General features: G+C 60.3%; 27 protein-coding genes. 11 read left to right on the forward strand and 16 right to left on the reverse strand.

Annotated features, from left to right (window positions below; translation table 11 throughout):
- Positions 1–17: 17 nt before the first annotated feature.
- The 6 genes from Q1A20_RS01920 to Q1A20_RS01945 all read left to right on the forward strand — a co-directional run bounded on the left by Q1A20_RS01920 (position 18) and on the right by Q1A20_RS01945 (position 4,900).
- The gene (locus Q1A20_RS01920) at positions 18–263 is read left to right on the forward strand and encodes a hypothetical protein (protein ID WP_299915686.1); all 246 of its coding nucleotides are present in this window, start codon (positions 18–20) and stop codon (positions 261–263) included.
- Between the two features lie 31 nt (positions 264–294).
- Positions 295–930 (forward strand): SDR family oxidoreductase, encoded by a 636-nt coding sequence (locus Q1A20_RS01925; RefSeq protein WP_299404186.1) that lies wholly within the window; start codon positions 295–297, stop codon positions 928–930.
- A gap of 91 nt (positions 931–1,021) precedes the next feature.
- Positions 1,022–1,807 carry a 5'/3'-nucleotidase SurE gene (surE, locus tag Q1A20_RS01930; RefSeq protein WP_299736247.1) on the forward strand — a complete coding sequence of 262 codons (786 nt, stop codon included), beginning with the start codon at positions 1,022–1,024 and terminating at the stop codon, positions 1,805–1,807.
- On the forward strand, positions 1,804–2,448 hold the full coding sequence (locus tag Q1A20_RS01935; protein WP_298969868.1) for a protein-L-isoaspartate(D-aspartate) O-methyltransferase: 645 nt from the start codon (positions 1,804–1,806) through the stop codon (positions 2,446–2,448). Before surE ends, Q1A20_RS01935 begins: the two co-directional genes overlap by 4 nt.
- Before the next feature lie 69 nt (positions 2,449–2,517).
- Entirely contained in the window at positions 2,518–3,717 is a 1,200-nt protein-coding gene (locus Q1A20_RS01940; protein ID WP_298969869.1) for a LysM peptidoglycan-binding domain-containing protein, read from the forward strand.
- Between the two features lie 157 nt (positions 3,718–3,874).
- Positions 3,875–4,900 carry a Hint domain-containing protein gene (locus Q1A20_RS01945; protein ID WP_299404176.1) on the forward strand — a complete coding sequence of 342 codons (1,026 nt, stop codon included), beginning with the start codon at positions 3,875–3,877 and terminating at the stop codon, positions 4,898–4,900.
- Between the two features lie 162 nt (positions 4,901–5,062).
- Here Q1A20_RS01945 and Q1A20_RS01950 read toward each other — a convergent pair whose 3' ends face one another.
- Genes Q1A20_RS01950 through tatA form a run of 4 tightly spaced genes read right to left on the reverse strand, consistent with a single transcriptional unit; the run spans position 5,063 to position 7,421 of the window.
- Positions 5,063–5,908, reverse strand: coding sequence for an ATP-binding protein (locus tag Q1A20_RS01950; protein ID WP_299404173.1), 846 nt, complete (start codon positions 5,906–5,908; stop codon positions 5,063–5,065).
- A complete protein-coding gene (tatC, locus tag Q1A20_RS01955) occupies positions 5,905–6,753 on the reverse strand; it encodes a twin-arginine translocase subunit TatC (RefSeq protein ID WP_298969872.1) in 849 nt (282 codons plus the stop codon). Before tatC ends, Q1A20_RS01950 begins: the two co-directional genes overlap by 4 nt.
- On the reverse strand, positions 6,750–7,208 hold the full coding sequence (gene tatB / locus Q1A20_RS01960) for a Sec-independent protein translocase protein TatB (RefSeq protein WP_298969873.1): 459 nt from the start codon (positions 7,206–7,208) through the stop codon (positions 6,750–6,752). Before tatB ends, tatC begins: the two co-directional genes overlap by 4 nt.
- A gap of 3 nt (positions 7,209–7,211) precedes the next feature.
- Positions 7,212–7,421 carry a twin-arginine translocase TatA/TatE family subunit gene (gene tatA, locus Q1A20_RS01965; protein WP_298969874.1) on the reverse strand — a complete coding sequence of 70 codons (210 nt, stop codon included), beginning with the start codon at positions 7,419–7,421 and terminating at the stop codon, positions 7,212–7,214.
- Positions 7,422–7,643: 222 nt separating this feature from the next.
- Here tatA and Q1A20_RS01970 point away from each other — a divergent pair, with 222 nt between their 5' ends.
- Both Q1A20_RS01970 and Q1A20_RS01975 read left to right on the forward strand, forming a co-directional pair.
- On the forward strand, positions 7,644–8,018 hold the full coding sequence (locus Q1A20_RS01970; RefSeq protein ID WP_299404169.1) for a hypothetical protein: 375 nt from the start codon (positions 7,644–7,646) through the stop codon (positions 8,016–8,018).
- A 27-nt stretch (positions 8,019–8,045) separates the two neighbouring features.
- On the forward strand, positions 8,046–8,711 hold the full coding sequence (locus Q1A20_RS01975) for a YafY family protein (protein WP_299404167.1): 666 nt from the start codon (positions 8,046–8,048) through the stop codon (positions 8,709–8,711).
- Positions 8,712–8,844: 133 nt separating this feature from the next.
- Here Q1A20_RS01975 and Q1A20_RS01980 read toward each other — a convergent pair whose 3' ends face one another.
- From Q1A20_RS01980 to Q1A20_RS02005, 6 genes are all read right to left on the reverse strand, one after another.
- Positions 8,845–9,075 carry a hypothetical protein gene (locus Q1A20_RS01980; RefSeq protein ID WP_298969877.1) on the reverse strand — a complete coding sequence of 77 codons (231 nt, stop codon included), beginning with the start codon at positions 9,073–9,075 and terminating at the stop codon, positions 8,845–8,847.
- 135 nt (positions 9,076–9,210) lie between these two features.
- Entirely contained in the window at positions 9,211–9,570 is a 360-nt protein-coding gene (locus Q1A20_RS01985) for a Lin0512 family protein (protein WP_299404164.1), read from the reverse strand.
- Positions 9,563–9,913, reverse strand: coding sequence for a Lin0512 family protein (locus tag Q1A20_RS01990; RefSeq protein ID WP_299404161.1), 351 nt, complete (start codon positions 9,911–9,913; stop codon positions 9,563–9,565). Before Q1A20_RS01990 ends, Q1A20_RS01985 begins: the two co-directional genes overlap by 8 nt.
- 22 nt (positions 9,914–9,935) lie before the next feature.
- Positions 9,936–11,018, reverse strand: coding sequence for an ABC transporter ATP-binding protein (locus tag Q1A20_RS01995; RefSeq protein WP_299404158.1), 1,083 nt, complete (start codon positions 11,016–11,018; stop codon positions 9,936–9,938).
- Between the two features lie 93 nt (positions 11,019–11,111).
- Positions 11,112–12,230 carry a DNA alkylation repair protein gene (locus Q1A20_RS02000; RefSeq protein ID WP_299404156.1) on the reverse strand — a complete coding sequence of 373 codons (1,119 nt, stop codon included), beginning with the start codon at positions 12,228–12,230 and terminating at the stop codon, positions 11,112–11,114.
- 3 nt (positions 12,231–12,233) lie between these two features.
- The gene (locus Q1A20_RS02005; RefSeq protein WP_299404153.1) at positions 12,234–13,013 is read right to left on the reverse strand and encodes an SDR family oxidoreductase; all 780 of its coding nucleotides are present in this window, start codon (positions 13,011–13,013) and stop codon (positions 12,234–12,236) included.
- A 142-nt stretch (positions 13,014–13,155) separates the two neighbouring features.
- Between Q1A20_RS02005 and Q1A20_RS02010 the strand changes: the two genes are divergently transcribed.
- The 3 genes from Q1A20_RS02010 to Q1A20_RS02020 all read left to right on the forward strand — a co-directional run bounded on the left by Q1A20_RS02010 (position 13,156) and on the right by Q1A20_RS02020 (position 17,576).
- Positions 13,156–14,163, forward strand: coding sequence for a Hint domain-containing protein (locus tag Q1A20_RS02010; protein WP_299404151.1), 1,008 nt, complete (start codon positions 13,156–13,158; stop codon positions 14,161–14,163).
- Positions 14,164–14,265: 102 nt separating this feature from the next.
- Positions 14,266–15,873: a peptide chain release factor 3 gene (locus Q1A20_RS02015; RefSeq protein WP_299404148.1), complete on the forward strand. Its 1,608-nt coding sequence runs from the start codon at positions 14,266–14,268 to the stop codon at positions 15,871–15,873.
- A 242-nt stretch (positions 15,874–16,115) separates the two neighbouring features.
- On the forward strand, positions 16,116–17,576 hold the full coding sequence (locus Q1A20_RS02020) for a DEAD/DEAH box helicase (RefSeq protein ID WP_299915691.1): 1,461 nt from the start codon (positions 16,116–16,118) through the stop codon (positions 17,574–17,576).
- Between the two features lie 97 nt (positions 17,577–17,673).
- Here Q1A20_RS02020 and Q1A20_RS02025 read toward each other — a convergent pair whose 3' ends face one another.
- From Q1A20_RS02025 to nuoL, 6 genes are all read right to left on the reverse strand, one after another.
- Complete coding sequence (locus tag Q1A20_RS02025; RefSeq protein ID WP_299404143.1) at positions 17,674–19,341, reverse strand: ribonuclease J; 1,668 nt, start codon at positions 19,339–19,341, stop codon at positions 17,674–17,676.
- A gap of 5 nt (positions 19,342–19,346) precedes the next feature.
- Positions 19,347–20,120 (reverse strand): type III pantothenate kinase, encoded by a 774-nt coding sequence (locus tag Q1A20_RS02030; RefSeq protein WP_298969887.1) that lies wholly within the window; start codon positions 20,118–20,120, stop codon positions 19,347–19,349.
- Positions 20,121–20,132: 12 nt separating this feature from the next.
- Positions 20,133–20,888: a biotin--[acetyl-CoA-carboxylase] ligase gene (locus tag Q1A20_RS02035; protein ID WP_299404140.1), complete on the reverse strand. Its 756-nt coding sequence runs from the start codon at positions 20,886–20,888 to the stop codon at positions 20,133–20,135.
- A 64-nt stretch (positions 20,889–20,952) separates the two neighbouring features.
- Positions 20,953–22,398, reverse strand: coding sequence for an NADH-quinone oxidoreductase subunit NuoN (gene nuoN / locus Q1A20_RS02040; RefSeq protein WP_299404137.1), 1,446 nt, complete (start codon positions 22,396–22,398; stop codon positions 20,953–20,955).
- Between the two features lie 12 nt (positions 22,399–22,410).
- Positions 22,411–23,952, reverse strand: coding sequence for an NADH-quinone oxidoreductase subunit M (locus Q1A20_RS02045; RefSeq protein ID WP_299404135.1), 1,542 nt, complete (start codon positions 23,950–23,952; stop codon positions 22,411–22,413).
- The gene (gene nuoL / locus Q1A20_RS02050; protein WP_299915694.1) at positions 23,952–26,129 is read right to left on the reverse strand and encodes an NADH-quinone oxidoreductase subunit L; all 2,178 of its coding nucleotides are present in this window, start codon (positions 26,127–26,129) and stop codon (positions 23,952–23,954) included. The genes Q1A20_RS02045 and nuoL overlap by 1 nt, the downstream gene beginning before the upstream one ends.
- Between the last annotated feature and the right edge of the window lie 4 nt (positions 26,130–26,133).

Raw genomic sequence — 26,133 nt, forward strand, 5'->3', positions numbered from 1 at the left:
GGGGGCAGCCTTCGTGGTTGCCGACGAAACCGCGCATCGGCAGCACCTTGCGGTGTGGATGGGACCCGGACACGCCCGAGCAGTTCAGCCTCTATGTCCATTGCCAAACGACGCTGATCGAGACGATGAAAACGCTGTACCCAAATGCCTTCGAGTATGATGGCAATCGCGCGATGCGCATGCCGCTGGACGGGCAGCGCTCCCTGCATGCCATTGACCACTGCGCCTTTCTGACGCTCACATATCATCGCAAGATCGCTTGACGCGCCCGCCATTCGAGCCCATCACCGCGCCATGACAAAAACAGCTCTCATCACCGGCGCCTCACGTGGCCTGGGCGCAGCACTCGCCGAAGCCCTCGCGCCGACGCATCACATCATCGCTGTCGCCAAAACCACAGGCGCACTCGAAGAACTCGACGACCGGATCACCGCCAAAGGCGGATCCGCAACCCTTGCGCCCATGGATATCACCAAAGCCGACGCCATGGCGACCTTGTGTCGTGGCATCTTTGATCGGTGGAACGGGCTGAATCTGTGGTGCCACACGGCCATACACGCAGCCCCCCTCGCCCCGGCAGATCACATCGACAGCAAGGATTTTTCCAAATCCGTTGCGGGCAATATTACCGCCACATCGACATTGATCACCTATATCTCGCCACTGCTCGGCCAAAGCGGACATGCGGTTTTCTTTGAGGATGCACAGGCGGGCACAAAATTCTTCGGCAGCTACGGCGCCACCAAGGCCGCCCAAATCGCGCTGGCCAAAAGCTGGCAAGCAGAGACGGCAAACACGGGGCCAAAGGTCAGTATTCTGTCACCACCGCCCATGCCCACCGCGACGCGGGCCCGCTTCTACCCGGGCGAGGACCGTACGGGGCTGACCACACCTGCAAAAGCGGCCGCTGATATTCTCGCGCAGCTCTAACGCTTCTTCTGGCCCTAAATATCCCCGCCGGAGGCTCCCGCCCTTGCCGCCTGCGCGACCCTCGCCTATCAAGGCCCAAAGGGATCTTTCCATGCGCATTCTCATCACAAATGACGACGGCATCAACGCGCCAGGACTGAAGGTCCTGCATGCGATCGCCACCGACCTTGCAGGGGACACCGGCGAGGTCTGGACCGTGGCTCCGGCATTCGAACAATCGGGCGTCGGGCATTGCATCAGCTACACCCACCCGATGATGATCAGTGAATTTGAACCGCGCCGCTTTGCTGCCGAAGGCTCGCCCGCCGACTGTGTGCTCGCCGGGCTGCACGACGTGATGAAGGAGACGCCGCCCGACCTGGTCCTGTCAGGGGTCAACCGGGGCAACAACTCTGCGGAAAATACGCTCTATTCGGGGACCATCGGCGGCGCGATGGAGGCCGCATTGCAGGGCCTGCCAGCCATCGCACTCTCGCAATACTACGGCCCTAAAAATGCGCAGACCGAAAACCCGTTTGAGGCATCCGCTCAACATGGCGCCGAGGTTGTGCGACGCATCCTGGCCCACACACCCGAAGAGAACGGTGGCTACCGCCTGTTTTACAACGTGAATTTTCCACCCGTCCCCGGCGCGGGCGTCAAAGGCATCCGCCTGTCCACCCAAGGCATGCGTCCCGGCACCGGCTTTTCGACGGAACCCCACAGCTCGCCCTCCGGGCGCAGGTTCCTGTGGATCAAGGGCGGGAACCAGCAGATCGCGACAGCACCGGGCAGCGACGCGGCGGACAATCTGGACGGATACGTCTCTGTCACACCGATGCGCGCGGATCTCACAGCACATGAGATGATGGGACAATTGTCGGGCATCGCTACATGAGTGACGACGCGACGCGCAAGATGCAGTTCCTCTATGCGCTCCGCTCCAAGGGCGTCACGGACAAGCGCGTGCTCTCGGCCATGGAAACCATTGACCGCGGCCCCTTCATTCGTGGGATCTTCTCAGAACGCGCCTATGAGGATATGCCGCTGCCCATCGCTTGTGGTCAAACGATCAGCCAACCCTCTGTCGTGGGACTCATGACACAGGCGCTGCACATCAGCCCGCGCGACAAGGTGCTCGAAGTGGGCACCGGGTCTGGGTACCAGGCCGCGATCCTGAGCAAGCTGGCGCGCCGTGTCTATACGATTGACCGGCACAGCCGCCTTGTCCGTGAGGCCCGCGATATCTTTGATGACATGGATTTGACGAACATCACCGCCATCACCGGAGATGGCAGCTTTGGATTGTCAGATCAGGCACCTTTCGATCGCATCATCGTCACGGCCGCCGCCGAAGACCCCCCCGGCACGCTGATGGAGCAGCTAAAGGTCGGCGGGATCATGGTTGTGCCTGTGGGCCAGTCCGACGCCGTGCAGCACCTGATTGTTGTGCGCAAGACGCCGGAGGGCTTTGAATATGACGAATTGCGGCAAGTTCGCTTTGTTCCCTTGCTCGAAGGCTTGGGAAAGGATGGATAAGCTGCTATAAAGGGCGGATAAAGTGTTGGAACAACCAACGCGTGCCGATGGCTTATTGAGGACAAGCAGATGATCCAAGTATTTCCGCGCAGCCGCGCGCGCCTCTCGCTGATGACTGCAACCGGGCTGGTTGTGCTCTCGGCCTGCGGCCAACCGCTTGATTTTGACCTGCGCGGCGGGCTCGGCGGGTTCAGCACCGCTGATGCCGCAACCCAGGTGGTGACCGCACAGCGACCCAGCCCGGACAATCGCGGCGTCATCTCCTATCCGAATTACCAGGTGGCGGTGGCCGAACGCGGCGATACGATTGAAACGGTGGCCAATCGTCTGGGCGTCAGCGCGCCGGAATTGGCCAGTTTCAATGGCATCGAACCTGGTGCGACCCTGCGTAGCGGTGAAGTCATTGCCCTGCCCAATCGTGTGGCCGAACCCTCGCCCGCTACCGGTGCCATTGGCACAGGTCCCATTCAGCCCGGCGGTGTCGATATCGGCACCCTCGCGGGCGATGCCATCAACCGCTCACCGGAAACACAAGGCGTGCAGACCGCCGCCCTGCCCCCGGCCCAGACCGCACCGCAACCCCAGACCGGCGATGAGCCGACGCGCCACAAGGTCGAACGTGGCGAAACCGCCTATACCATCGCCCGCCTCTATGGTGTTCCGGTCAAATCACTGGCTGAATGGAACGGGTTGGGACCGGATTTTGCGATCCGCGAAGGTCAATATCTGCTGATCCCCGTGGCCAAGCAGGCCGCCCCCGCGACGACAACGGCGGAGGCCGCCGTCACCCAGCCCGGTGCAGGATCACCGACCCCAACACCGCCCAGTGCAACAAAGCCCCTGCCTGAGCCTGAAAAAACCGTAACGCCCGAAGCACCGCCGCCGGTAGATGTCGGCGAACAGACCCAAACCGCATCGGGTGCGGCCATGGTCTTCCCGGTGAGCGGATCCATTATCCGTGAATATGCGAAGGGCAAGAACGAAGGCATCAACATCAAGGCAAATGCCGGTGACCCGGTGAATGCAGCAGATGCCGGGACGGTCGCGGCCATTACCAAAAGCGCAGATGGTGTGCCGATCATCGTGATCCGGCATGACCCCGAATTGCTGACCGTCTATGCGAATGTCACCGACGTCTCGGTCGAAAAAGGCACAAAGGTCAACCGGGGCCAGACCATTGCGAAGCTGCGCGAAGGCAATGACGCCTATGTGCATTTCGAGGTGCGCAAGGGCTTCGACAGCGTCGATCCAATGCCCTACCTGCGGTGATCGACGCCGGGGCACGTTCGCGTAAAAAGTGTTAAAGCACTGAAAACACCCTGAAATCGCCATGGCTTTGCCCCAATCCAAGGGGAGCAGGCCATGGTCGTGCCCGGTTTCCCCGGCAGAAACAATTCCAACGGTTCCAAACTATTGGATTGAACGCATGGCTGTTTTTTACGGCTACACCTCTGCCATTCTGGGCAGCCAGAGCTCAACCTCTGGCGGCGCGGCAATTGACTATCGCTTCGCGCCAAGCGGCACGTGGCGCTATACGGGCCCAGATACCTATTTCGTTGTCGAAGAAAACGATGGCGCCACACAATTCAACGGTGACCCGACCAACGAGACCGTCTCGGCCCAGGAACAGATCGGAGGGGTCTGGCAGCAGACCACCAACATCGGCGGCACGCAGACGCAGCTGATCTGGGATTACACCTTTGAGGTCACAGACGGCACCACCACCTGGCGCGTCGCGGTCATCGACGTGGATCTGAACAACAATGACACCATCGAAGCGGGCGCGGAAAACGGATATTATCTTGTCTTTCCCGATGACATGCCCCCCGCGGATACCGATCTGACCGTTGGCGCTATTGTCGAGAATGACAACAGCACACCACATTTGGGCCTGGGCGCAACGGTTGTCTGTTTCGCAGCCGATACGCTGATCGAGACAGCCGAAGGTCCGCGCCCGGTTCAGGAATTGCGCGTTGGCGACAACGTATTGACCCGCGATGACGGTCTGCAACCGCTCCGCTGGGCGGGGACAACAACAGTGCCTGCCATGGGGGATCTGGCGCCGATTGTGGTCTCCGCCGGTGTGTTCGGCAATGAGACTGATCTTGTCGTCTCGCCACAACATGCTCTTTTGGTCGAGGATTGGCGCGCGGAGCTGCTCTATGGGGCACCCGATGTGCTTGTGCGCGCGGTGGATCTTTTGGCGCATGATGGCGTTTATCGCCGCCCGGGGGGCACGATCACCTATTGTCATATCCTGTTTGACGCGCACCAGCTCGTTCTTGCATCGGGGCTGTGGTCAGAAAGCCTCTACCCAGGGGACATGACACTTCAGACTGTCAATCCCGCGGCGCGCGCGGAAATCGAGCGCCTCTTTCCCGATCTCGCCGCCTATGGTCCGAAGGCCTCGCGGTGTCTGCGCCATTTTGAAGCCGCCTGTCTCACCCCATGATCCGGCGCCCGATCAAACCCCTGCATGACGTCACCACGTCCCTTTCGTTCGGGATCCGTGGCTTGGGCGCCGGTAAATCTTTGCAAATCACATTGGGATGCGGGCGGGATGCTAAGGCACCTGCACGGCGATCCAACAAGGTCGTGCGACTGCTGCAAGCGGTCAACCTGACAGCGTTACACCCCTACGCCCCGCCAGGTCGGTGAAATACTGCCACGCGACGCGACCGGATCGGGATCCGCGTGTCGCTTGCCATTCAATTGCCTCTGCGCGCAGGTCTTCATCGTCAATGTCAACGTGATGAGCTGTGCAATACCGGCGGATCATTTCCAGATACTGATCCTGGTCGCAGGGGTGAAAACCGAGCCACAAGCCAAACCGATCCGAGAGCGAGACTTTTTCCTCCACCGCCTCAGACGGGTTGATGGCGCTGCCGCGTTCATTTTCGATCATGTCACGCGGCATCAGGTGGCGCCGGTTGGAGGTCGCATAGAGAACCACATTATCGGGGCGCCCCTCGATGCCGCCATCCAGAACCGCTTTCAGGCTTTTGTAATGCGCGTCATCATGGCCAAAACTCAGGTCGTCGCAAAACAGGATAAAGCGGTAAGGCGCACCGCGCAGCAGGTTCAGCAACCGACCGACAGAGGGCAGATCTTCGCGCTGCAGCTCGACGATCCGCAAAGCCTCATGTTTTGAATGAATTTCGCCGTGTATCGATTTAACAAGGCTTGATTTTCCCATTCCCCGCGCGCCCCAGAGCAGCGCGTTATTTGCGGGTAATCCGCGGGCAAACTGCTCTGTATTGGCCAAAAGCGTATCGCGCGACCGGTCGATCCCCACAAGCAGCGACAGATCAACCCGCGCCACCTGTGGCACCGGTTCCAAACGGTCCGGATCAATGTGCCAGACAAAAGCGGAAGCCGCAGCAAAATCAGGGGCCGCCTGCGGCGCCGGAGCCATCCGCTCCAGCGCGGCCGCGATGCGGTCCATCGGGTCGTCGATCACGTCAGGTCGTCCTCATCGTCGTAATAGCCTTCGGCGCGCAGCCGGGCTTCGCGTTTGCCCTCCACGCGTTTCACCAGAAAGATCGACACCTCGTAGAGCCCGTAGACCACTACGAAGAGGATCACCTGTGTGATCACGTCAGGCGGGGTCACCAGAGCCGCCAGCACCAGAATAGCCACCACGGCGTATTTGCGCACATTGCCCAGGCCTTCCGCGCTCACCAGCCCGGCCTTGCCCATCAGGGTCAACAGCACCGGCAGTTGGAAACACATGCCGAAGGCCACGATGAACTTGATCGTCAGGTTCAGGTATTCCTGCGCGGACCCCTGGAAAACCACGCTCAGACCAGGCGACGTGGCCGGGTCGCCGACGACCGCCTCGCCACCATCGCCGAACTGCTGGAAGCCAAGGAAGAAATCATAGGCCAGTGGTGTGACCACATAGAAGGCGAAAGACGCGCCCAGCAGGAACATCACCGGCGACGCGATCAGGAAAGGCAGGAAAGCGCCCTTTTCATTCTTGTAGAGCCCAGGCGCCACGAACCGCCACATCTGATGCGCAATCACTGGAAAAGACAGGATAAATCCACCCAGAAGCGACACTTTGATCGCGACAAAGAACCCCTCCTGCGGGCTGATGAAGATCAGATCGCAATCCTGCCCGCGATCGGACAGCACGGTGCATAGCGGGTCCGTGAGAAAGTTGAAGATCGGCGTGGCCACGGTGAAACAGATGATCATGCCCACCAGAAAGGCCAGCACGGAGCGGATCAGCCGCGTGCGCAGCTCCGCCAGATGCTCGATCAGCGGGGCGGCGCTTTCGTCAATGTCTTCGGATGCGCTCATGTGTCACTCTTTGCGGGCGGCGTCGGATCTGCATCACGCGCCGCTTCCAGCTTTGCCGCAGCGGCCTGCGCCTCCTGCGCCTCTTTCATCTTGCGGTCTGCTGCCGCGCGGGCCGTGGCCGCCTGGATTTTCTTGGTCTGCTCCGCGCGGTCCGCGGCCATTTTGCCGGTCTCACTCTCCGGATCGAACTTGCCCAGGTCAGCGGCGGCGCTTTTCACCCCGTCCATGGCTGAATTGATCGGATTGGTGGCCGTCTTCAGACCCTTGGCAACGTCCTTCATGCCGGTCTCATCCGCGGCGTCGTTCATCGCGCGGCTGAATTCACGTGCCATGCCTTTGGCCTTGCCGACAAACTGTCCCAATGTCCGGAACAGCACGGGCAAATCCTTTGGCCCCACAACGATCAGCGCGACGATGCCGATCACCAGCATCTCCGTCCAGCCAATATCGAACATGGATCAGACCTTGTCTTTCTCAGACTCGGGCGTCACATCCTTGGCTTCTTCGGATTTGGCGATTTCGTCCTGGCCTTCGCTGATCCCCTTTTTGAACGACGTGATGCCCTTGCCCACTTCGCCCATCAGGCTGGAGATTTTGCCGCGCCCAAAAAGCACAAGCACCACCACCGCGATCAGCAAAAGACCAGGCAGGCCAATATTGTTCAACATCTCAAGTCTCCCATAACATTGGCGCTCCAATGCAGGAACGCGCATTTCCGGCTCAGGATTACGGAAATCGGGGCCGCGCGGAAAGCGCCGAAGCCCGATTTGACCCCTTCAAACTGCGATCACCCCTGAAAAAGTGATGGCGCGCGGTCTCAACTGACAGGTTTATGTCAGTTGCTCTCTGCCATGTCCATTCACATCGCAGAATATTGAAAGGACCCCTTCATGCGTAGACTTCCCCTTTTCACCACCCTCATCGCCTTTGCCGCTGCGGATGCCATGCGCAGCCCGGCTAAGGCGGAACCGGTTGCCGAGGTTGTCACCTTCAAGCTGGTGGTAGGCACCGATCCCAAAGCATTCGTCGCGGCAGCGCGCGGGATCGAACCCTATCTGCGGGGCACCGGCGCGGTTATTTCGCGTACCTTAAGCGTGGATGCGGACGGTATCTGGACAGATCACATCGTCTGGACCTCCTTGCAGGCCGCGAAAGACGCCGCGGATGCCCTGATGGCGCAACCCGAGGCGGCGCCCATGATGACCGTGATCGCCGCTGACAGCGTGACCCTGCGGCATGCGCCCATCCTGCTGACAATGGACTAACCCATCTGCGGCTGGCACAACTGCGCCATGCGCCGTACTGACCGCCTCTTTGACATCATCCAGATCCTGCGCGACGGAAAACTGCACCGCGCGCAGGACATCGCTGAACGGCTGGAGGTCTCAACCCGCACGATCTACCGCGACATGGACACGCTTATGGCATCCGGCGTGCCGGTCGAAGGTGAACGCGGCGTGGGTTATATGATCACCGAAGCCATCACCTTGCCACCGCTCACGCTCACGGTCGAGGAGCTTGAAGCGCTCAATCTCGGCGTAGCGATCGTTGCGGAAGCCGCTGATACCGATCTGAAATCCGCAGCCCTCAGCCTCGCGGACAAGGTCGATGCGGTGCTGCCCACCCAGACCATCGCCGAGGCGGACGCGTGGAAGTTCGCGGTCTACCCCTTTGCGGATGCAGCGCGCGGCTTTTCTCACATGCCAACGCTGCGCGCGGCCATCAGCGCCAAACAAAAGCTGCGCCTGACCTATACCTCCAAGGAGGCGCAGGTCACGACCCGCACCATTCGTCCGTTGCACATGGAATATTGGGGGCGCATCTGGACCCTGACCGCGTGGTGCGAAATGCGCGATGCCTTTCGCGTGTTTCGCGTCGATCTCATTCAGACGGCGGAGGCCTTGCCCGAACTCTTTGTCGACGAACCGGGCAAGACGATTGCCGATTATGTGCCGTGACGAAATATGCAGCACGCGTCGCGTGGGGAAGCAAATTGCTTTTGAAAAACTTGGGGCAAAAGGGCGCTATTTCGTTTCGGGCCGAAACAGCACCATTTCAGTTTATCTGACCGCTCCTCTCGGAGCGGCGTGATCAGCAGCCCGCTGCGTTATTTGCGGCAACACCGCCCGCAACAGCACCACCAGCCGTCAGGATATCATTACCGGATCCGCCACCAAGCTGATTGCCAACAGCGGCACCCGCCAATGCACCGGCAACACCGGCGCCGACGCACCCAACCTGTCTTTGTTGTTGGGGTGTCGTTGCACAGGCCTGCAACAGGCCCATCATGGCGAGAGTTACTACGATACCAGTTTTTGTCATTGGTTATTTCCTTGTCAAAATTTGCCAGATCAACTCCGGCGCTTTGCTTTTTAAGTGCACCGCGATAACGCAGCAAGACGCAGATTGTTCCAAAAAGCGGATTGGCGCCGCGCGCTCAGGCGGAAAAGCGCCGATCTAGGGTTTGAGGCGCCACCCCTCCTGCGGCGGCAGAAACGCCTCGACACTGGCCTGCGCGATCACGATTGGATCGTCGGTATCGGTCGCGACATTCAGCCCGCCCTTGACGACGCGTACTTCGGCGCGTCCCCGGGGCAGGGTCGCCACCAGCGCCGCAGTATCGACCGCATCAGGCTCCTGAACGCCGACCGTGACCTGCACCCGCATCTGGTCATGCGTCATGCCCACCGCCCCGAAAAGCGGCAGCGAGGAATGGCGAAACGCGTCTTCGATCGCCCGTTTGGCGGCCTTGGTATAATCCTGCCCGTGCAGGTCGTTGCCCATGCCCATCTCAATGATCAAACGTTGCTCAGCCATCTGCCCGCTCCATGTCAAAGCCCACCGTCAGTGCCACATTGGCCATGATCGTCGAGTTGCCCTCACCTTCCGGGCGCGCCACATCCAGGCCGCCGTGATGCACCCGCACCTCTGTCTGCCCGTAGGGAAAGACCTTGCGCACCTCTTCGACATCCACCGCATCAGGGTCCTGCACGCCGATGTCGACGGTGATCCGCATGTCGCTTTTCTCAAAGCCGAAAAGCTCCGCAAGGTTGATCGAATTGTGCCACAGCGCGTCTTTCACGCCGCGCACCGCCGCCTGCGTGTAATCCCCGCGCCGCAGGGACGTTCCCATGCCGAATTCCACCAAAAGCCGCTTCATCGCCGTCTCCCCCTTTTGCCCGTCAGGCATCAAATACAAAACACCGGTCGCGCCGGATCGTTAGCCACATCACCGTGCCCGGCTGTGGCAGGAACACATTGGGCACCGTCGCGCGCAGCACGGAGCCATCGTAATCCATGACGAACTCCACAAGGCTCTCATTGCCCATGAACCGCGCGCGCTGCACCACGCCGCGCGCCGCCGTACCATCTGTTGCCGTGGGCTTCGGCCCCGTGCCGTTGCGGTCAAAGTCTATGCGCACATGCTGCGGGCGAAAGACGATGTTGACCGATGTCCCATCCGGCACGCCGGGGGCGAGAAACTGACCAAAAGGCGTTTCTGCCAGGGCGCCGCTGACATCCGCATGCAGCACATTGGCATCGGAGAAAAAAGCCACCGCGGCGCGATCCACCGGGCGGGTGTAGACGTTGTAGGGCGCGCCCTGTTGCACGATCCGCCCGTCGCGCATCAGGGCGATTTCATCGGCCATGCGCATGGCCTCATCCGGCTCATGGGTGACCAGCAGGACAGCGGTGTCTTCCTCCTTGAGGATGTTCAGCGTCTCGTCCCGGATGCCATCGCGCAGGCGGTTGTCGAGGCCGGAAAAGGGCTCGTCCATCAACATGATCTTGGGCTTGGGTGCCAGCGCCCGGGCCAGGGCCACGCGTTGCTGTTCACCCCCCGAAAGCTGATGTGGGTAGCCGTCGATGAACCGCATCAGGTCGACCCGGCCTAGCAGTTCTTCGACCCGTTTGCGTTTGTCGGCTTTCGCACCGGATTTCAGCCCAAAGGCCACATTGTCCGCCACACTCAGATGCGGAAAAAGGGCAAAGTCCTGAAACATCAGCCCAATCTCGCGCCGCTCCGGCGGCAGACGAAAAATAGTGTCGCAGACCAGCTGCCCGTCCACGTAAATCTCGCCGCTGTCCTGCATCTCGACGCCTGCGATCATTCGCAAGGTGGTGGACTTGCCGCACCCCGAGGGGCCCAGCAGGCAGGTAACCTGCCCGGGTTGGATGGCAAAACTGATATCGTCCACCACGGCCCGACCGTCAAAGGCGCGGCGCAGGTTCCTGATCTCTAGCCGTGGCGGGGGAGCTGTCACGCGGGTCTTCCAAATCCGATAGAATTCATCGGATAAGGGGCTATCAGCCCTGCTCTGCGCCCGCAAGCGCTGCTGTCATGACATACTCCGCGGTCAAACCAGTTCAAAGGCGCCTGTCGCCCGATCAACGCCATTCACCTGCACCGTCAACGCATGCGCTCCGGGGTAAAGCTTGAAGGTCGTGGCATCCCCCTTCAGCTTATGCGCCTTTTTGAGGGTCAGCGGCTTGCCGGGCCGCACCTGCCCCTGTTTCAGTTTGAACACCTTCTCTCCCGGCTTGCCATCCGGGCGCGCAAAACCAATACGGTAGTCGACCAGCACCGGCAGGTCCGCAGGGGCGCCAATGACACAGGTGAAGGTCAGGGTATCGCCGATCTTGATCTTCGGCGTCGCGATCTCAAGGTCGACGGTGACCGGTGCATCGGCGTCAAACCCCAAGGCGGTCATGGCCCCGGCATGTCCCTGTTTGATCAGCGTGCGCAGGGCGTGACGGGTCATCCAATCCAATTCCTTGGCCTGCTGCGCAGCCTGCCCCTGCCACCCGTCGAGGGTGTCCAGAACCAGGTCCGGGTGATGCTTTGTCAGGTCGTTGAGATGGTTGGCAACGGACCGCGTCACATAACGCGTCGGATCGCCATGCAGCCTGTCGAGCAGGGGCAGCGTGTGCTCCGGGGTCAATGTGACGGCCTTGGCCCAGGGCAGCCTGGGGCGGGTCCCTTCGCTGACCAAGCGCCGCACATGGTAGTTGTCATCCTCCGCCCAGACGCTCAGATCGGCGAGCGTTTCCGTCGTCCACCGATTCAGAAACGGGCGGATGTAGAATTCCATCGAGAACCGCTGCGTCGCGCGATAAAGAAGTGCCATCGCCCGCTCGCGATGTTCCTCAAGACCGTGGCGCACCGCAAGAATACCCGGCACCGCGTGGATAAACTGGCCAAAGTCATCGTCTTTCAGACCCGGGTCCAACGGCGCGGGCATGGCGGCTTCCAGTTGGTCGGCCATGTCAGGGAATACGCTTGAAAGCTGCGCTTCCGCACAATCTGCCAGCCAATCCAGCCGCGCCATCAGCTCCCGTTCCGGAAACCCCGCCAGCGCCTCTTTCTGAAACCGCGCAGGATCGAAGCCGGGCACACCGGATGCATATTCATGCGCCAATTGTGCGACTGTCGTGGCGTTAAACAAATGGTCCTTGAGCGAGAATTTTTCAGCCATGGATCAGATCGTCGCGTTGGTGGCGCCGCCATCACACAGGATGTTCTGCCCGACAATGAAACCCGCGTGTTGCGAGCACAAAAACGCGCAGGCCGCTCCAAATTCCTCAGCCGTGCCATAGCGCCCCGCCGGAATAGTCGCGGCGCGCCGCGCGCGGGCCTCGTCGATGGAAATGCCTTCGCGTTTGGCCACGGGACCGTCCAGCGCTTCGGCACGGTCCGTCGCATGGATGCCGGGCAGCAGATTGTTGATGGTGACCCCCTTGCCCGCCACTTGACGGCTGGTGCCGGCCACATAGCCGGTCAACCCGGTGCGCGCCGCATTGCTGAGACCCAGTTGCGGGATCGGCGCTTTGACCGATTGCGAGGTAATGTTGACCACGCGGCCCCAGCCGCGCGCCATCATGCCGGGTACCAGCGCCTTGATCATCGCGATTGGCGTCAACATGTTGGAATCGAGCGCTTTGATGAAATCCTCGCGGTCCCAGTCGTGCCACATGCCGGGGGGCGGACCGCCTGCGTTATTAACCAGAATGTCCGCATCTCCCGCAGCGGCCAGAAGCTCCGCCCGACCAGCGTCGGAGGTGACATCCGCCGCCACCGTCTGCACGGTGACACCATGCGCCGCGCGGATCGCCTCCGCCGCGGCCTCAAGCGCCTCTGACCCGCGCGCATTCATGACAAGATCGCACCCTGCCGCAGCCAATGCCTGCGCGCAGCCCAGTCCCAGGCCCTTGGAAGACGCACAAACAACCGCGCGTTTACCATTAATTCCCAAATCCATGTCATGCTCCCTATTGCGTTTGGGCTCATGCCTAACACCACATATGCTGGAGAGACCAGTAAAACACCGGAAAGTTGACCGCAGAGCGCCACAATTCTAGAATAACTCATTGTAAATTCGAGACGAAAAGTATGTATCCTTGATGTCCACACAGATCGGCAGTCAATCGGTTTCAGTTCTGCGCGGCGCGGATGTTGTGGTCGTCTCCGGCGTGAACGAAGCCGAAGGGCTGAGCTTTGCCAGTGATTTGGTGATGGATGACGTCTACCGTTTGCAAAGCGACGCGCAGTCCTGCAGGCTCACCCTGATACGGGATGAGACCGATGCTTTCCGGATCGCGGATACCTCCGAAGTGGGCACCCCCGGCGCAAAGATCCACCTTGATTGCGCTTTGACGCTGATGTCGCCGGATGCGCCCGTGACAGAAGTGATTGTGCTGGTCCAGATCGATGACACCGGTGAGGCCGAAGACATATTTGCGCTGCCCCTGGCCCCCCTTCTGCCGCTGAAAGACTATCACATCGTTGGTCTTGATACCTTGAAGGTCAGCGAAAGGCTCGCGCAGGTGGCCTGCGTCTCCTTTGCGCGCGGCACCAATATCACAATGGCATCCGGTCGGCAGCGCCCGATTGAAACCCTGCGTCCCGGCGACGCGGTGCTGACCCGCGATGAGGGCATGCAAAAAATCCGGTGGGTCGGGCAAAGCACCCAGCGTGCTGTGGGGGATTTTGCACCGATTTGCATTGCCGCAGGGGCTTTGAACAACACACGCGACCTGCTTGTCAGCCCGGATCATCGGTTGTTCATCTATCAGCGCACCGACCGTCTGGGCGCGGGGCGGCCGGAAGTTCTGGTCAAGGCGCGCCATCTGGTGAATGGCAAAACGGTCACGGTGCAGCACGGTGGTTTTGTCGAGTATTTCCAACTGCTTTTCGACAATCATCAGATTATTTATGCCGAGGGGATTGCGGCGGAATCCATGCTGGTGGACGACCGCACCGCACCGCTCCTGTCCCGGATGGTGACCGAAGAACCGGGGGTGATGCTGCCCGCCCGTCATCGCAGCGACCTCAAACGTCTGGACGTGCAGGAACAATTGCTGAACCACCCCGATGCGGCGGAGGTCTTGCGCCGCGCGTCCTTGCGCTGATCGCCCGTGGTCTGACCCCCACCCTGCGCCTGCCAACCTCACGCTTTTTGAAAACACCCTCTGCGCTTGCCGGGCCGACTGCGCATCGCTATATGCTCGCTCATGTTGGACACGCCCCAAAACCGCCCCGAGTTACCCCCTGAAATTGCGCGCCGCCGCACTTTTGCGATCATCAGCCACCCGGATGCGGGCAAGACCACCCTCACGGAAAAATTCCTGCTCTTCGGCGGGGCGATCCAGATGGCCGGTCAGGTGCGCGCCAAGGGCGAAGCACGCCGCACCCGCTCGGATTTCATGGCGATGGAAAAGGACCGGGGCATCTCTGTCTCTGCCTCTGCCATGTCGTTTGATTTCAAGGAGTTCCGCTTCAATCTGGTCGACACACCCGGCCACTCTGATTTCTCCGAAGACACGTATCGCACCCTCACGGCTGTGGACGCGGCCGTGATGGTCATCGATGGCGCCAAGGGCGTGGAAAGCCAGACGCAAAAGCTTTTCGAGGTCTGCCGGATGCGCGATCTGCCCATTCTGACCTTCTGTAACAAGATGGACCGCGAAAGCCGCGATGTCTTCGAAATCATCGACGAAATCCAGGAAAATCTCGCCATCGACGTCACACCTGCAAGCTGGCCCATCGGTGTTGGGCGAGACTTTCTGGGCTGCTATGACATGCTGCGCGACCGTCTGGAACTGATGGACCGCGCCGACCGCAACCGCGTTGCCGAATCTATCGAGATCAACGGTCTGGACGATCCGAAACTTGCCGAACATGTGCCCGCGGATCTTTTGGAAAAGCTGCGCGAAGATCTGGAAATGGCGCGGGAACTCCTGCCCCCGCTGGACATGGCCGCGATGCATGAAGGGTCGCTGACGCCCATCTGGTTTGGCTCAGCGATCAATTCCTTTGGCGTCAAAGAACTAATGGAGGGTATCGCCACCTATGGTCCGCAGCCGCAAATCCAGTCAGCCGAGCCGCGCCAGATCCTGCCCGAAGAGAAAAAAGTTGCCGGGTTCGTCTTCAAGGTGCAGGCCAATATGGATCCGAAACACCGCGACCGCGTGGCTTTCGTGCGTCTGGCTTCGGGGCATTTCGAACGCGGTATGAAACTGACCCATGTGCGGTCGAAAAAACCGATGGCGATCACCAACCCGGTGATGTTTCTGGCCTCTGACCGCGAATTGGCGGAAGAGGCCTGGGCGGGCGACATCATCGGCATTCCCAACCACGGACAGCTGCGCATCGGCGACACGCTGACCGAAGGCGAAGCCATTCGCGTCACCGGCATCCCGTCTTTTGCGCCCGAACTCTTGCAGGGCGTGCGCGCAGGTGATCCGATGAAGGCCAAGCATCTGGAAAAAGCCCTGATGCAATTTGCCGAAGAAGGGGCCGCGAAGGTCTTCAAACCCTCGATTGGCTCCGGCTTTGTTGTCGGTGTGGTCGGGCAGTTGCAATTTGAAGTGCTCGCCAGCCGGATCGAGCTGGAATACGGGCTGCCGGTGCGGTTTGAGGCCTCGCAATTCACCTCCGCCCGCTGGGTGAACGGCGACAAGCAAGCCGTTGATAAATTCACCGAAAGCAACAAACAGCATATTTCGCATGACCACGATGGCGACATCGTCTATCTGACCCGCTTGCAGTGGGACATCGACCGCGTGGCGCGTGACTATCCGGACATCACCCTGACGGCGACAAAGGAAATGATGGTCTGACCAGGCTGATTTCGGGGCAGACTCGCATCAGCAATCGGAGCAGGGGCTGAATTTTCTACCTTGACGGGTATCTGATCCCGCATTTTCCTGATTTCACAAATGGATAGCGCATCTGTTTGACGCAGGCAGCACTTGTTGCTAGTTACGCGCAGCATGTCGCGACAGAAGTCGCCCCTTGGGCCATGCGGGCCGACATGAACGCTGCTGCGGGCCAAGAGAGTGTCCGCCAAAACCGGACACATATGACCAAATTTTCTGACCTGAGCCTGAATCCAAAAGTCCTGAAAGCCATCGCCGAAGCGGGCTATGAAAGCCCCACACCCATTCAAGCGGGTGCGATTCCCCCTGCCCTTGACGGTAAGGACGTTCTGGGCATCGCCCAGACCGGCACCGGCAAGACCGCCAGCTTCGTGCTGCCGATGATCACACTGCTGGCTCGGGGCCGCGCCCGTGCGCGCATGCCGCGCAGCCTTGTGCTCTGTCCCACGCGCGAATTGGCCGCCCAGGTGGCGGAGAATTTCGACACCTATTCCAAACACCTGAAACTGACCAAGGCGCTACTGATCGGTGGCGTATCGTTCAAGGAGCAGGACACGCTGATTGACAAGGGCGTGGATGTTCTGATCGCAACGCCCGGCCGCTTGCTGGACCATTTCGAACGCGGCAAACTGATCCTGTCGGACGTGAAAGTCATGGTGGTGGATGAGGCGGACCGGATGCTCGACATGGGCTTCATCCCGGACATCGAACGCATCTTTGGCCTCACGCCCTTCACACGCCAGACCCTGTTTTTCTCGGCGACGATGGCGCCCGAGATCGAACGCATCACCAACACTTTCCTGTCCGCTCCTGAGCGGGTCGAAGTGGCCCGCCAGGCCACGACGGGCGAAAACATCCAGCAGGGCGTGGTGATGTTCAAAGACAGCCGCCGCGACCGCGAGGCAACGGAAAAGCGCAAGGTGTTGCGCGGCCTGATCGATGCGGAAGGCGACAAATGCACCAATGCGATTGTCTTCTGCAACCGCAAGGTCGATGTGGATATCGTCGCCAAATCCTTGAAAAAATACGGCTATGACGCGGCGCCGATCCACGGTGATCTGGATCAAAGCCAGCGGACCAAGACCCTCGATGGATTTCGCGAAGGCACGCTGCGTTTCCTTGTCGCCTCCGATGTGGCGGCGCGCGGATTGGACGTGCCCTCCGTCAGCCACGTGTTTAACTTTGATGTGCCGAGCCATGCCGAGGACTATGTGCACCGGATTGGCCGCACCGGTCGCGCGGGCCGCGATGGCAAGGCGATCATGATTTGCGTGCCGCGCGATGAAAAGAACCTGAGCGATATCGAGCGGCTGGTGCAGCGGGAAATCCCGCGCATCGAAAACCCGGTTGCCGCGAAATCTACCAAAGCAGACGACCCGAAGCCCGAGACGGCGGAAAAGGGCGACGAAAAACCAAAACGCAGCCGGTCGCGCAGCCGTAAATCGGATGACGTGGCCAAAGAACAACCGGCGGATGTGCAAGAAGCCCCGGCGGTGTCGCAGGAAAGCAAAAGCGAAGATACCAAGCGCGGCAATCGCGGACGGTCCTCCAGCCGGGGGCGGTCGTCAGGCGGAGATCGGGGCGGCAACAAAGTTGTGGGTCTGGGCGACCATACCCCCGAGTTCATCGGCCTGAGTTTCAAGGAACGCAGCGCCGCTGGCTAAGAGCGGGCGCTACCCACTCAAACAGCCCCAAAGCACGAGATATAAAAACGGGTTGGGCGCGGCAAAAAAGCCGCGCCCATATTCGCTTTCAAGAAGCTTAGCTGAGCCGGCTGACCACAATCGTCACTTCCGGCTTGCGCCCGATCTCTTCCAGCGCCGTCTGACGCACGACCTTCTTCAGCCCGTCATGCAGCTTGTCATCGTCGCGCAGGGTCTTGGCCCCAGCGCGGGCCAGCCATTGCCCGAGGTCAGCTTCCATCACATCGACCAGCGCCGCACGGCTGGTGCCGGTTTCAGGCAGACCCTTGAGTTCACACCAGGGCTCTCCCAGCGGTTCATCCTCATCGTCCAGAATGACCGTCACCACCACATGACCGTTCAACGCCATGCGAATCCGGTCGCGCACCACACCATCCATGGCGCCGATCTGCACCGTACCGTCAATGTAGGTGCGCCCGGTTTCAATGTAGTCGGCAATCGTCGGCTGGTTGCCCGACAGATCGACCATCATGCCATTCACCGCCAGCACCCCGGTCACGCCGTTGCCCTTGGCGATCTTGACATGTTCACGCAAATGCCGGTGTTCGCCGTGCATCGGGATCAACACCTGCGGTTTCACGATGGCGGTCAACCGTTCCAGATCGGGCCGGTTTGCGTGCCCGGATACGTGATAAAGCCCGGTGCTGTCATCGACCACATCCACGCCCTGCTCCGAGAAGGCATTGATGATACGGATCACGCCTTTTTCATTGCCAGGGATCGTCTTGGAGGAAAAGAGGAAGAGATCGCCCTCTTTCATCTCCATCCCCTGATACTTGCCGCGCGCCAATTGCGCGGAAGCTGCCCGGCGTTCACCCTGGCTGCCTGTGACCAGCAACATCAGATTTTCGCGCGGGATGGATTTTGCATCCTCAGGCGGCACTGTGGAGGGGAAGTCGGTCAGCACACCGGTTTCAACGGCAGCCTCGATCATCCGCTTCATCGCGCGCCCCATCAGAACAATCGAGCGCCCGGCCCGCACCCCGGCCTCGGCCAGCGTTTTGACCCGCGCGACATTGGAGGCAAAGGTGGTGGCAACAACCATGCCCTTCGCCCCCTGCACCAGATTGGTGATGTCCGGGCCCAGCGTGGCCTCGGACCGTCCGGGATTGGGCGAAAACACATTGGTACTGTCGCAGATCAGTGCCTTGACCCCATCCTTGCTCACCTCCGCCCAAAGATCGGGATCAAAGGGCTCACCAACCAGGGGCGTTTCGTCCAACTTGAAATCACCCGAGTGGATCACCCGGCCTTCGGGGCTGTCGATCACCATCGACGAGCTTTCCGGGATCGAATGCGACATCGGCAGGAAGCCAACCGTGAAGGGCCCCGCCGTCACCTTTTCCGGCCAGGCCGAAACAACGGTAACCGCGTCATCGGGATGGCCATGCTCTTCCATCTTGCGCCGGGCGATGTTGGCGGTGAAGGCGCGGGCAAAAACGGGGGCCTTCAACTGCGCATAGGTATGGGCCACCGCACCGATATGATCCTCATGGGCATGGGTGATAAAGACCGCTTCGATCTGGTCGCGACGTTCCACCAGCCAGCTTATGTCCGCCAGGATCAGATCGACACCGGGGCTGGTGTCCATATCGGGAAAAGCCACACCGATATCCACCACGATCAGGCGTTCCTTGCCCGGGCGGCCATAGCCATACACATAGGCGTTCATGCCTATTTCCCCCGCCCCTCCAAGAGGCAGGTAGATCAGTCTTTCATTGCTCATAAGAGTTAAGCGTTGTCCTTGTTATACTTGTGAATCACGGTCAGGCCGTGTGTCGTCAGATCGTCCTCAAAAGCGTCAAATAGCGCTTCGGACTGCTGGAAAAGCGGGGCCAGCCCCCCCGTTGATATCACGCGCATCTCTCGATCACGCTCTGCTTTAATGCGGGCACATATCTCACGGACGAGCCCGACATAACCCCAAAAAACACCAGATTGCATACAGGTCACCGTATTGGTGCCAATCACCGCCTGTGGTTTGGAGATGTCCACATGTGGCAGAGCAGCAGCAGCCTGGTGCAACGCTTCAAGGCTCAGGTTCACGCCGGGAGCAATCACGCCGCCGATATAGGCCCCATCGGTATCGACCACATCAAAGGTCGTGGCCGTGCCGAAATCCACCATGATCAAATCGCCGCCATAAAGGTCATGGCCCGCAACGGTATTGACCAAGCGGTCCGGGCCCACCTGCGTGCCCTGATCGACGCGGACGTCCACGGGCAAGAGGCAATCGGATTTACCCACGACCAAAGGCCGGGTGTTGAAATAGCGATCCGCCAGAACACGCAGGTTGAAGACCACACGCGGCACGGTTGATGAGACAATCATATCGGTGATCTGCGCCTCAATGCCCTGCAGCCGCATCAGGGTCGAGAGCCAGACGTAGTATTGATCCGCCGTACGCTGCCATTCCGTCGAGGTGCGCCAGGAGGCCAGAAACTGCTCGCCATCCCAGATGGCAAAGACCGTGTTCGTGTTCCCGCAATCAATCGCCAGGAGCATGGGCGCCCTCCTTCATGGGTTAAAAAACACATCCGCAGCGGCAATGGCGCGCAGGCCACGCGATGTGCGCAGCATCAGGTTACCATCGGCGTCCACGTCCTCAAAGGTGCCCGCAATTTCCTCGCGGCCCGTGCGCGCAACAATCGGCTGACCCAAACGCGCGGCATGGGCGAGCCATGCGGTTCTGATCGGCGCAAAACCGAAATTCGTAAACTGCGCCTCAAGCACGGCGTAGTGACCCGCCAGAACCGCCAAAAACCCCTCAGGTCCCACCTCAGCCCCGGTCTCGCCCTTCAGCGAAACCGGCGCAATGGCGCGAGCCTCAACCTCGGAGGCCTCTGGTGCTGCGATCAAATTGACCCCCACGCCAATGGCCAATGGCCCCATCTGCCCACCCTGACCCGCACTTTCCAAAAGGATGCCCGCAACCTTACCGCCATTGAGCAAGACGTCATTGGGCCATTTCAGGGTGAAGGCATCAGGCTCCCCGGTGACATCAACGAATGCCCGGTAAAGCGCCAGCGACATCACAAAAGAGCGCAAGGCGGCCACGCCGGGCTGTTCAGTCGGATGCAACAGAAGGGTCGCGGCAAAGTTGCCAACCGGCATGACCCAGGCACGACCCCGCCTGCCCCGCGCAACTGTCTGATGATGGGCCAGGACCCAGAACGCACCGGGTGTTTCAGGGGCACGCCGCGCCGCCTCGTCCAGCGTCGAGCCGACACGCTCCAGAACCACACGGCCATATCCCTCAGGCCAGTCTTTCATGATTTCTTCTGGCCCAAAATATCCTCCCCGAAGGGTCGGTCAGCCAAAACCTGCAACGCCCGGGTCAGTTGACCAACGTCGCAGCCGCTGCTGCTGCTGCCGATTCCACACCGAACATATTCACGATGCCCAGAACCATGATCGCAGCAGACGCCATGAGGAACCCCCAAAGGACCGTCGTCGACCCACCGGAATCGAGCCCTTCCTGACTTTCGTCGCCAAAATACATGAAGAAGACGATCCGCAGGTAATAATAGGCTCCGATCACCGAGGCGATCACGCCGGCAATGGCAAGCCAGGCGAGATCCGCCTCATAGGCTGCGCGCAAAACGTAGAACTTGCCGAAGAACCCCAGCATCGGCGGCACGCCTGCGAGGCTGAAAAGCAGCACCAGCATGGCCAGCGCCTTGCCCGGCTCGCGTTTGGCATACATGTTGAGGGAGGCGATGTCCGTGACCGGTTGTCCGTCCTTTTCCATCATCAGGATGAAAGCAAAGGTGCCGACATTCATCGTCACATAGATCGCCATATAAATCAGCATCGCCTGCACCCCCAGCACGGTGCCCGCGGCTAGTCCCATCAGCGCATAGCCCATATGGGCAATCGAGGAAAACGCCATCAGGCGTTTGATGTTACTCTGTCCAATGGCCGCCACAGCGCCCAGGAACATCGAGAGCACAGAGAGCAGCGCCACAATCTGGCTCCAGTCGCTGACCGCATTGCCAAACGCATCATGCAGCACGCGCGCAAAGAGACCCATCGCCGCCACTTTTGGAGCGGTGGCAAAGAAGGCGGTGACCGGTGTGGGCGAGCCTTCATACACATCCGGCGTCCACATGTGGAAGGGCACGGCGGAGACCTTGAAGGCCATGCCGGAGATCAGGAACACCAGACCAAAGAGCAGGCCCAGAGACACCTCGCCATGCTGCGCGGTTTCGATGATGCCGGAAAAGAGCGTGGTGCCCGCGTAGCCGTACACCAACGATGCGCCATAAAGCAGCAAGCCGGAAGACAGCGCGCCGAGCACGAAATACTTCAGCCCCGCTTCGGTCGATTTCACGCTATCACGGCGCAGCGAGGCGACCACATAGAGCGCCAGGGATTGCAGCTCCAGCCCCATGTAAAGCGCCATCAGATCGCCCGCTGAGACCATGACCATCATGCCCACGGCACTCAGTGCCACCAGCAGCGGGTATTCGAACCGCAGCAGGTCGCGGGCCTTCATATAGCCCTCCGACATGATCAGAACGGCAGCGGCGGACAGCAGAATGGTGACCTTTGCAAACCGCGAGAACCCGTCCAGGATCAGCATCCCGTTGAAGGCTGTGGCCGATCCTTCGCCGGTGGTTGCGATCCAGAGGCCCAGAGCGGCCATCACCGCCGCGGTCATCCACAGCAGCGTCGAGGCCAGCCCGTCCTTGGTCGTGTAGACGGCCACCAGCAGCATGACCATGGCATAAACCGCCAGCAGTATTTCCGGCAGCACAAGTGTCAAATCAGCGGATACCATGATGTCCGTCCTTTAGTTCGACGCCAACTGGGACGCAGCTTCGGCTGCGGCCAGTGCCGTATCGTAGTTGCCGACCAGTGCCGCAACGGCAGGTCCGGTGATGTCCAGCACCAGCGCCGGGTAGACGCCCAGCAGGATCGTCATCACCACCAGTGGTGCAAAGATCCAGCGTTCCCGCGGGGTCATATCGGTGATCGAGCGCAGACTCTCCTTGATCAGGTCCCCCATCACCACCCGGCGGTAGAGCCAGAGCGCATAAGCGGCGGAGAAGATCACACCCGTGGTCGCCACAGCCGCCACCCAGGTGTTGACCTGGAACACCGCCATCAGCGTCAGGAATTCACCGACAAAGCCGGAGGTGCCCGGCAGCCCGACGTTGGCCATGGTGAAAAGCATGAAGATCAGCGCATAGGCTGGCATCCGGTTCACCAGCCCGCCATAGGCGTCGATGTCGCGGGTGTGCATCCGGTCGTAGATCACGCCGACGCAGAGGAAGAGCGCGCCAGAGATAAACCCGTGGCTGATCATCTGGAAAATCGCGCCATCCACGCCCTGCTGGTTGGCCGCAAAAATCCCCATGGTCACAAAACCCATGTGCGCCACCGAGGAATAGGCAATCAGCTTCTTCATGTCTTCCTGAACAAGGGCGACAAGCGAGGTGTAGACAATCGCAATCGCCGACATCCACAGGACCAGCGGGGTCATGACTTCGGAGCCCACCGGAAACATCGGCAGCGAAAACCGCAGGAAACCATAGCCGCCCATCTTCAGCAGGATCGCCGCCAGCACCACGGACCCGGCCGTGGGGGCCTGCACGTGGGCATCCGGCAGCCAGGTGTGCACCGGCCACATCGGCATCTTGACCGCGAAGCTGGCGAAGAAAGCGATGAAGAGCAATGTCTGCAGCCCGCCAACGATGGTCACCCCGGCGATGGAAAAGGTCTCAAAGGCGAACTGGTGATTCAACAGCACTTCGATATCCGTCGTGCCCGCATCCGCAAACATGCCCACCATCGCCACCAGCATCAGCACCGAGCCGAGGAAGGTATAGAGGAAGAACTTGAAGCTCGCATAGATGCGGTTCGCCCCACCCCAGATGCCGATGATCAGAAACATCGGAATGAGCCCCGCCTCAAAGAACAGGTAGAACAGCACCAGATCCAGCGCCATGAACACGCCCAGCATCAGCGTTTCCAGCAGCAGGAAGGCGATCATGTATTCCTTGACGCGCGTCTCGACGTTCCACGAGGCCGCGATCACCAGCGGCATCATGAAGGTGGTCAGCATCACGAAGAGCACGGAAATGCCATCCACGCCCATCTTGTACTGCAGGCCCAGAAGCCAGGGCGCCTGTTCGACAAACTGGAAACCCGTATCGTTCGGATCAAATTCCGCGAGAATGAAGAGCGACACCAGGAAGGTCATCGAGGTCGCTGCCATGGCCAGCCATTTGGCATTGCGGTTCGCCGCCTCATCATCGCCGCGCAGGAACACCGCGAGGATCAACGCCGCCATTGCAGGGATGAAGGTCACAATCGACAGAAGATTGTCCATCAGTTTGCTCCTCCGCTCATCGTCATCCAGGTGACAAGCACCGCGATGCCAATGACCATCGCGAAGGCATAGGTGAAGATGTAGCCCGACTGCGCCCGGCCCGCGAGGCGGGTGAAGAACGGAATGATCCCCATGGCCACGCCATTCAGGCCGCCGTCGATCACATCGCCATCACCGCGTTTCCACAGGAAGCTGCCGATCCACTTCGCCGGCCCCACAAAGATCACATCGTAGAGCTCGTCGAAATACCACTTGTTCTTGAGGAACAGGTATAGGGGCCGCTGGTTTTCGGCCAGACGACCAGGCAGCGACGGGTTCTTGATGTAGAACCAATAGGCGGTCAGGAAACCCAGCAACATCGCCGCGAAGGGCGAGGTTTTCACCCAATAGGGTACCTTATGCGCATCATCCAATAGCGTGTTCTCAGGGGCAATGTAGAGCGCGCCCTCCCCCGGCTGGCCGGTGAAGGCATAGTGATGCTCGCCGTCTTTGCCTTTGGCTTCGCCATGGCCGTCGTCCGCATGCGCGCCCTCAGCCGCATCGCCATGGTGTTCATCGGCGGTGCCATCCGCCACATGTTCTGCATGGGTCTCGTCACTGTGACCCGGGCCATGTGCGCCCGCTTCGGCGTAGGGAATACCGTAGAATTTCGCGACCTTGTCGGTGTGGCCAAAGAAGGACCCGTACCAGACCATGCCCGCAAAAATCGCCCCCAGCGCCAGCACGCCCAGCGGGACAATCATCGTCATCGGGCTTTCATGCGCATGGTCATGCGTGTGTTTGTCGCCGCGTGGCTCGCCGTAGAACGTGAGAAACATCAGCCGCCAGCTGTAGAAGCTGGTGAAGAGCGCCGCGACCACCAAGGCCCAGAAGCCATACATTGAGCCCGCGGCATAGGCGCTTTCCACAATCGCATCCTTGGACTGGAAGCCCGCAAAACCAATCGGGATCTCGCCCAGCGTGAGGATCCAGACCGGAATACCCAGGCCGGTGATGGCCAGCGTGCCGATCATCATCGCCCAGAAGGTATAGGGGATTTTTTTGCGCAGCCCGCCGTAATTCATCATGTCCTGCTCATGGTGCATCGCGTGGATGACCGAGCCCGCGCCGAGAAACAGCATCGCCTTGAAGAAGGCGTGGGTGAAGAGATGGAACATCGCCGCGGAATACATGCCGACGCCCGCGGCCACGAACATATAGCCAAGCTGCGAACAGGTTGAGTAGGCAATCACCCGTTTGATGTCGGTCTGCACGAGGCCAACCGTCGCGGCGAAGAAGGCCGTGGTGGCCCCGATGACGGTGATGAAGGCCGCGGTCTCCGGCGCGAATTCCATGATCGGCGACATGCGGCAAACGAGGAAAACGCCCGCGGTCACCATGGTCGCCGCATGAATGAGTGCGGAAACCGGCGTTGGCCCTTCCATCGCGTCCGGCAGCCAGGTGTGCAGCAGCAGCTGTGCCGATTTCCCCATCGCCCCGATGAAGAGCAGCAGGGCCACTAAATTGGCCGCGTTCCATTCCCCCCAGAGGAAGGTCAGCTGCGTCTCCGCCAGATCCGGCGCGGCGGCGAAGACATCGTCGAAATTGATGCTATCGGTCAGGAAGAAGAGCGCGAAGATCCCCAACGCAAAGCCAAAGTCACCAACGCGGTTGACCACAAAGGCCTTGATCGCCGCCGCATTGGCGGAGGGCTTGCGGTAGTAAAATCCGATCAACAGATAGGAGGCGACACCGACACCCTCCCAGCCAAAGAACATCTGCACCAGGTTGTCCGCTGTCACCAGCATCAACATCGCAAAGGTGAAGAACGAGAGATACGCAAAGAAGCGTGGCTTGTAGGTCTCGCCCTCTTTCCACTGCGGGTCGTGATCCATGTAACCGAAGGAATAGAGGTGTACGAGGCTGGAGACCGTGGTGATCACGATCAGCATGATCGCGGTCAGGCGGTCGAGGCGGATGGCCCAATCGGTGCTGAGCGTGCCGCTTTCGATCCAGCGCAGGATCTGGATCTGTTCGGTCGTGCCGTCAAAGGTGAGGAACACAACCCAGGACAGGATCGCCGAAACAAAGAGCAGCGAGGTGGCAATCCACATCGCAGCCGTCTCGCCAAAGACGCGCCAGCCGAACCCGCACAAAAGCGCGCCCACCAGCGGGGCAAAGAGGATGATGGTTTCCATTGTG

Origin of the sequence: uncultured Roseobacter sp. (genome assembly GCF_947501835.1) — a bacterium.
Taxonomy (GTDB): domain Bacteria; phylum Pseudomonadota; class Alphaproteobacteria; order Rhodobacterales; family Rhodobacteraceae; genus Roseobacter.

Coding starts and splice junctions, on each gene's coding strand:
- nuoL (WP_299915694.1), bottom strand. CDS start 26,129: ATGGAAACCATCATCCTCTTTGCCCCGCTGGTGGGCGCGCTTTTGTGC.
- Q1A20_RS02030 (WP_298969887.1), bottom strand. CDS start 20,120: ATGCTCCTGGCGATTGATTGCGGGAACACGAACACGGTCTTTGCCATC.
- Q1A20_RS02010 (WP_299404151.1), top strand. CDS start 13,156: ATGTCCACACAGATCGGCAGTCAATCGGTTTCAGTTCTGCGCGGCGCG.
- Q1A20_RS01945 (WP_299404176.1), top strand. CDS start 3,875: ATGGCTGTTTTTTACGGCTACACCTCTGCCATTCTGGGCAGCCAGAGC.
- tatA (WP_298969874.1), bottom strand. CDS start 7,421: ATGTTGAACAATATTGGCCTGCCTGGTCTTTTGCTGATCGCGGTGGTG.
- Q1A20_RS02045 (WP_299404135.1), bottom strand. CDS start 23,952: ATGGACAATCTTCTGTCGATTGTGACCTTCATCCCTGCAATGGCGGCG.
- Q1A20_RS01940 (WP_298969869.1), top strand. CDS start 2,518: ATGATCCAAGTATTTCCGCGCAGCCGCGCGCGCCTCTCGCTGATGACT.
- Q1A20_RS01975 (WP_299404167.1), top strand. CDS start 8,046: ATGCGCCGTACTGACCGCCTCTTTGACATCATCCAGATCCTGCGCGAC.
- Q1A20_RS01925 (WP_299404186.1), top strand. CDS start 295: ATGACAAAAACAGCTCTCATCACCGGCGCCTCACGTGGCCTGGGCGCA.
- tatC (WP_298969872.1), bottom strand. CDS start 6,753: ATGAGCGCATCCGAAGACATTGACGAAAGCGCCGCCCCGCTGATCGAG.
- Q1A20_RS02015 (WP_299404148.1), top strand. CDS start 14,266: ATGTTGGACACGCCCCAAAACCGCCCCGAGTTACCCCCTGAAATTGCG.
- Q1A20_RS01935 (WP_298969868.1), top strand. CDS start 1,804: ATGAGTGACGACGCGACGCGCAAGATGCAGTTCCTCTATGCGCTCCGC.
- nuoN (WP_299404137.1), bottom strand. CDS start 22,398: ATGGTATCCGCTGATTTGACACTTGTGCTGCCGGAAATACTGCTGGCG.
- Q1A20_RS02035 (WP_299404140.1), bottom strand. CDS start 20,888: ATGAAAGACTGGCCTGAGGGATATGGCCGTGTGGTTCTGGAGCGTGTC.
- Q1A20_RS01970 (WP_299404169.1), top strand. CDS start 7,644: ATGCGTAGACTTCCCCTTTTCACCACCCTCATCGCCTTTGCCGCTGCG.
- Q1A20_RS01980 (WP_298969877.1), bottom strand. CDS start 9,075: ATGACAAAAACTGGTATCGTAGTAACTCTCGCCATGATGGGCCTGTTG.
- Q1A20_RS01985 (WP_299404164.1), bottom strand. CDS start 9,570: ATGGCTGAGCAACGTTTGATCATTGAGATGGGCATGGGCAACGACCTG.
- tatB (WP_298969873.1), bottom strand. CDS start 7,208: ATGTTCGATATTGGCTGGACGGAGATGCTGGTGATCGGCATCGTCGCG.
- Q1A20_RS02025 (WP_299404143.1), bottom strand. CDS start 19,341: ATGAGCAATGAAAGACTGATCTACCTGCCTCTTGGAGGGGCGGGGGAA.
- Q1A20_RS02000 (WP_299404156.1), bottom strand. CDS start 12,230: ATGGCTGAAAAATTCTCGCTCAAGGACCATTTGTTTAACGCCACGACA.
- Q1A20_RS01990 (WP_299404161.1), bottom strand. CDS start 9,913: ATGAAGCGGCTTTTGGTGGAATTCGGCATGGGAACGTCCCTGCGGCGC.
- Q1A20_RS02020 (WP_299915691.1), top strand. CDS start 16,116: ATGACCAAATTTTCTGACCTGAGCCTGAATCCAAAAGTCCTGAAAGCC.
- surE (WP_299736247.1), top strand. CDS start 1,022: ATGCGCATTCTCATCACAAATGACGACGGCATCAACGCGCCAGGACTG.
- Q1A20_RS02005 (WP_299404153.1), bottom strand. CDS start 13,013: ATGGATTTGGGAATTAATGGTAAACGCGCGGTTGTTTGTGCGTCTTCC.